This is a genomic window from Mycobacterium sp. (genome assembly GCF_019247615.1).
GTDB lineage: Bacteria > Actinomycetota > Actinomycetes > Mycobacteriales > Mycobacteriaceae > Mycobacterium.
In genome coordinates, this window is sequence record NZ_JAFBAT010000117.1 from 1 (window position 1) to 4,275 (window position 4,275).

Here is a 4,275-nt window from a genome sequence, read left to right on the forward strand (position 1 = left end):
GGGCCGGCAGCGTTACAGGAGCAGTCTGCACATGGAATCGATGTCAATTGATCCGGCCGCGGCCGTCGTCGGATCCGAGTTGGTCGCTGTTGCGAGCCGCGCGCTGGGCGCGGGCGGCACGGCGCTGCCCGTGTTGACAGGCTTGGCGCCGGCGGGTGCCGAAGAGGTTTCGCTGCAGGCGGCACTGGCTTTTGCGGCCGAAGCCGAGGCGATGCTGGCCTTGAACGCCGCCGCCCAGGAGGAACTCGCCCGGGCGGGCCTGGCCGTGACGGAAATTGCCCGGATGTATGCGCAAGTCGATGGCGAGGCAGCCGCCAGCTTGGCCGCCGGCGGCACCCGTTTTGTCAACCAGGCGTTCGCGACCGGCACCGGGGCAATTGCCGCCGGCGGGCTGACACGCGCTGAGACGTTGCCCGGTGCGGCCGGCTCGGCTGCCCGTACGCCGTTGCTGGCCAACCTGATCGGCGGCGTCGCGGCCGCCAACCCGTCGACCGCGGCGGCCCCTGCCGGCATGACGCCCGCCGCCGCGACCCCTGCTACCGTCGCGACCGCCGCGTCAACGGTGTTGGGGGCGGGCGCGGCCCCGCTGGGCTCGATCGGTCAGTTCACGTCGGCGGGCGGCGCCGCGGGACCGGCGACGGCGGCGACCGCCGCTCCGGGGCTCGCGTCCTCGGCCAACGACGATCGAAACGAGAAGGATCGGGACGCCCCCGCGGACGAACAACCGGGCGAGCGCCCGGTGTAACCGGAGACGGCCGGTGCGCCGGATTTACAGGCCGGGTTGATCTTCGATGATGCCGAGCCATATCTGCGCCACGTCGATGGCCACCTTCTCGCTGATGAAGGCGTGCTGAGTGCCGGTGTAGATGTCCCGAAAGGCGCGCTCCAGGCGGGTGCCCTCGCGGATCGAGCTGGTCCCCGCAACCAGATGGGCCCATTCGGCGCAGCCTCGGGCCGTGTCCGTGGCGTACACGGCCGCCACCCGCATGTCGGCGCGCAAGGCCGGCGTCAGCTCTTCACCCGCGGCAATGGCGGCCTCGGCAGCGGTGAACGCGTCGAGCACCAGGAGGCGGGCGGCGCGCCAGGCCGCCCGGTGGTGCGCCAGCCCCTTCTGGAAGGTCGGGCGGCTTGCCAGCGAAGCCATGTCGCTCATCCGGAACTTCGTCGCGGCCAGCTCCTGCACGTCGTCGAGCATGCTCTTGGCCACGCCCAGGGCCCACGACGCGTGACCCGCGGCCGTGACGGGCATCAGGCCCATGCGCGTGGCCGGCGACTCGCCGCGGTACGGCCGTCGGACGAACAGCTCGAAGGTACGGCTGGACGGCACGAACACGTCCTGGGCGCTGTAATCGTAGGACCCGGTTCCCTTGAGCCCTTGGACAAACCAGCCATCGTTGAAGCAGATCTGATCGCGTGGCACCACCGCTACCCGCATCTCCGGGAAACCTTCGCTGACCCAGCGCATCTCGCCGTTGTCCATCGGAAGAAATCCGGCCGCGATGTATTGCGAGTGGCCGATGCCGGAGCCGAAGTTCCACGCGCCGTTCACCAGATAACCGCCGTCCGTGGCGGCTCCCTGCCCGTTGGGAAAGAACTGGCCACCCAATGTCACGTGGTTGTCGTTCGCGGTGAACACCTCCGCGAAACCCTCGTCGGGCAGGTATGCGGCGGCGGCGAAGGACGAAGGGAGATTGGCGATCCCGATCCACCCGAAAGAGCCGTCCTGCCAAGCCATTTCGATCCACGTTTCGATCATCTCGGCAAACGACGGCTCCAGGCCGCCGGCTGCCGTGGGATTGAACGCCGACATCAACCCACTTGCCCACATCTCGTCGACAATGGCGGAGGTGAGCGTGCGAATCCGTTCCGATTCGGGCGCTTGGGCGCGCACCAGGTCTCGCATTCCGCGAGCCAGGGAAACCACCCGGTCCTCCGTGTCGGCCATCGACGTCATCTGAACGATCCGATCATCGGTCAAGCGTGCCAGATGGCCGCTTGCGCAACTACCGGTTGCTGAATTATGGACGGATTGGTCATCCCCTTACCGTGGGTCTGTGCGGTGGATCGTCGACGGAATGAACGTGATCGGGAGCCGGCCCGACGGGTGGTGGAAGGACCGCGACGGCGCCATGGCTGCGCTGGTGGAGAGACTTGACAGCTGGGCGTCGACCCAAGAAGTCGAGGTGACCGTGGTGTTCGAACGGCCCCCGTCAAGCGCGATCCGCTCGTCGGTGATCGAGGTGGCGAGTGCGCCCAAGCCAGGCGCGAATTCGGCCGATGACGAGATCGTGCGCATGATCGGGGCCGACCCACGACCGGCCGAAATTCGCGTGGTGACATCGGACAAAGCCCTCGCCAGCCGGATCACGAGCCTGGGAGCATCCGTCTACTCCGCGGCCGGCTTCCGTGACCTGATCGACCCGCGCGCCTGACACGCCCGCCGTCAGCCCTGGCTCGGCCGGCTCCTGACGTCAAATGTGACCTGCTCGCCGTCAACTTTGGTGATGCGCATGTGCGCCGTGTAGGGCTTGCCCTCCGGTCCGGTGAAATGGCAGTCGAATTCCTGACCGACCTTGGCTTCCACGCCCGAGGGGCAGTTCACGTCGGTGGGACGAAAGCCCGTCTGGCCAGAGACCACGTCGACCACGGATTGCGCCGCCCCCTCGGGCTTGACCGTGGACTTGCTGCTGCAGGCGGTAACGACGAACAACGGCACCAGCATGGCCGCTCCGAAGCCGACTGCCACGGAGCCCGAGGACCCACGCGAGGGAATCACCCGACCGCCGCCAGCGCCGCGTCGTAGTCGGGCTCCTGCGCGATCTCCGGCACCAGTTCCGCATAAGCGACGTTCCCGTCGGCATCGATGACGACGACGGCGCGCGCGAGCAGCCCGGCCATGGGCCCGTCGACAAGGCTGACGCCGTAGTCCTCGCCGAAGGTGTCACGGAACGACGACGCCGTCTTGACGTTTTCGATGCCCTCCGCGCCGCAGAAGCGCGCGAGCGCGAACGGCAGATCATTTGACACGCACAACACGGACGCACCGCCCGCGGCGGCCCGCTCGTTAAAGGTCCGCACGCTGGTCGCGCACACCGGCGTGTCGATGGACGGAAAGATGTTCAGCACCAAGGACTTACCGCTGAACTGGTCGTTGGTGACCGCACCCAGATCGGTGCCGGTCAGATTGAACGCCGGGGCCGGCGATCCGACGGCAGGAAGCTCGCCGACGGTGTTGATCGGGTTTCCGCGCAAGGTTATTTGTGCCATGGAAGGACAGTCTGCCAAGGCCCGAATCAACGCCTTAGGCCAGGTCCGCATGTCCTAAATGGTGGGGTCCGCGGCCTAGACGACATCACTGGTCTCGTCAACACTGATGTCATGGCCCGCAAGGTGGTGATCGTCGGCTTTCCCGGCGTGCAAGCGCTGGATGTGGTGGGTCCCCACGATGTGTTCTCTGGTGCGTCGCTGCTGACCGACGGCGGCTACGAGGTCGGAATGGCGTCGGTCGAGGGCCGACCGGTGACCACCGCGACCGGCCTGTCATTTCTGCCGGCGCCACTGCCCGACCCGGGCGAGTCGATCGACACCGTAGTGCTCCCCGGCGGCGGCGGCGTCGACGCCGCCCGAGCCGACGCGGACCTGGTCAGCTGGATCAAGGCGGTCACCGGAACGGCCCGCCGCGTCGTCACCGTCTGCACGGGAGCATTTCTCGCCGCCGAGGCCGGCCTGCTGGACGGCTGCAGGGTAACCACGCACTGGGCCTTCGCCCGTCGACTGGCGGGCGAATTCCCTTCCCTCGACGTCGATCCCGACCCGATTTTCGTTCGCAGCTCGAACACGGTATGGACGGCCGCCGGTGTCACCGCGGGAATCGACCTTGCGCTCTCACTGGTCGAGGATGACCACGGCACCGAGGTCGCGCAGACCGTCGCCCGCTGGCTCGTGCTGTATCTGCGCCGCCCCGGCGGCCAGACACAGTTCGCAGCGCCGGTGTGGATGCCACGTGCAAAGCGCACCCCCATCCGTGAGGTGCAGGACGCCATCGAGGCCCAACCGGGAGGCCCGCACAGCATCGGCGAATTGGCCCGCCGAGTGGCGATGAGCCCGCGCCATTTCACGCGCGTGTTTACCGACGAGGTCGGTGAGGCGCCCGGCCACTACGTTGAACGCATTCGCACCGAAGCCGCGCGCCGGCAATTGGAGGAGACCGACGACACCGTCGTCGCGATCGCCGCCCGATGCGGCTTCGGCAGCGCGGAAACCATGCGGCGCAAC

General features: G+C 67.9%; 5 protein-coding genes and 1 pseudogene. 3 read left to right on the forward strand and 3 right to left on the reverse strand.

What is annotated here, in order from left to right; genetic code table 11:
* Nucleotides 1-31: 31 nt before the first annotated feature.
* A pseudogene (locus JO059_RS22925) lies at nt 32-322 on the forward strand (PE domain-containing protein); the annotation flags it as partial.
* A 447-nt stretch (nt 323-769) separates the two neighbouring features.
* Here the strand turns inward: JO059_RS22925 and JO059_RS08000 are convergent.
* Nucleotides 770-1,954 carry an acyl-CoA dehydrogenase family protein gene (locus JO059_RS08000; protein WP_293315560.1) on the reverse strand — a complete coding sequence of 395 codons (1,185 nt, stop codon included), beginning with the start codon at nt 1,952-1,954 and terminating at the stop codon, nt 770-772.
* A gap of 100 nt (nt 1,955-2,054) precedes the next feature.
* Between JO059_RS08000 and JO059_RS08005 the strand changes: the two genes are divergently transcribed.
* Entirely contained in the window at nt 2,055-2,432 is a 378-nt protein-coding gene (locus tag JO059_RS08005) for an NYN domain-containing protein (RefSeq protein WP_293315561.1), read from the forward strand.
* Between the two features lie 11 nt (nt 2,433-2,443).
* Here JO059_RS08005 and JO059_RS08010 read toward each other — a convergent pair whose 3' ends face one another.
* The gene (locus tag JO059_RS08010) at nt 2,444-2,722 is read right to left on the reverse strand and encodes a DUF4333 domain-containing protein (protein ID WP_293315562.1); all 279 of its coding nucleotides are present in this window, start codon (nt 2,720-2,722) and stop codon (nt 2,444-2,446) included.
* 50 nt (nt 2,723-2,772) lie between these two features.
* Nucleotides 2,773-3,267, reverse strand: coding sequence for a thiol peroxidase (tpx, locus tag JO059_RS08015; RefSeq protein ID WP_293315563.1), 495 nt, complete (start codon nt 3,265-3,267; stop codon nt 2,773-2,775).
* Between the two features lie 111 nt (nt 3,268-3,378).
* Here tpx and JO059_RS08020 point away from each other — a divergent pair.
* Nucleotides 3,379-4,275, forward strand: an 897-nt coding sequence (locus JO059_RS08020; protein WP_293315564.1) for a DJ-1/PfpI family protein, incomplete at its 3' end; no start/stop codon positions are given.

Excerpts from the sequence above, each read along its gene's own strand:
- JO059_RS08000 (WP_293315560.1), bottom strand. The coding sequence starts at position 1,954 with ATGACGTCGATGGCCGACACGGAGGACCGGGTGGTTTCCCTGGCTCGC.
- JO059_RS08010 (WP_293315562.1), bottom strand. The coding sequence starts at position 2,722 with ATGCTGGTGCCGTTGTTCGTCGTTACCGCCTGCAGCAGCAAGTCCACG.
- tpx (WP_293315563.1), bottom strand. The coding sequence starts at position 3,267 with ATGGCACAAATAACCTTGCGCGGAAACCCGATCAACACCGTCGGCGAG.